This window comes from Salmonella sp. SAL4457, assembly GCF_046548235.1.
GTDB lineage: Bacteria > Pseudomonadota > Gammaproteobacteria > Enterobacterales > Enterobacteriaceae > Salmonella > Salmonella enterica.
In genome coordinates this window covers 1-238 of record NZ_JBGDZO010001290.1, presented here as the reverse complement: position 1 = coordinate 238, position 238 = coordinate 1, and the positions used below count along the sequence as shown (strand labels likewise).

The following is a 238-nucleotide window of genomic DNA, read 5'->3' as shown; positions in this document are numbered from 1 at the left end:
GCCGAGAATCTCCAGGAACGCCTCTCCCAACGACTGCGGGAAGACTTGCTGGCCGGACGATTCCAGCCCGGCGAGCGACTGAAGATCCGCGACCTGGCGAACCAGAGGGACACCAGCCCGATGCCGGTTCGCGCCGCCCTGCAACGGCTGGGGGCGGAAGGGGCGCTGGAGGGCGAGGCACAACGCTCGCTCAGGGTGCCGCTGATGACCCGCGAGCGTTTCCTGCAGATCCTCCAGG

General features: G+C 68.5%; 1 protein-coding gene. It reads left to right on the top strand.

What is annotated here, in order from left to right; translation table 11 throughout:
• A partial coding sequence (locus ACLJNW_RS28360) for a GntR family transcriptional regulator (protein WP_410961992.1) occupies positions 1 to 238 on the top strand: 238 nt, incomplete at both ends.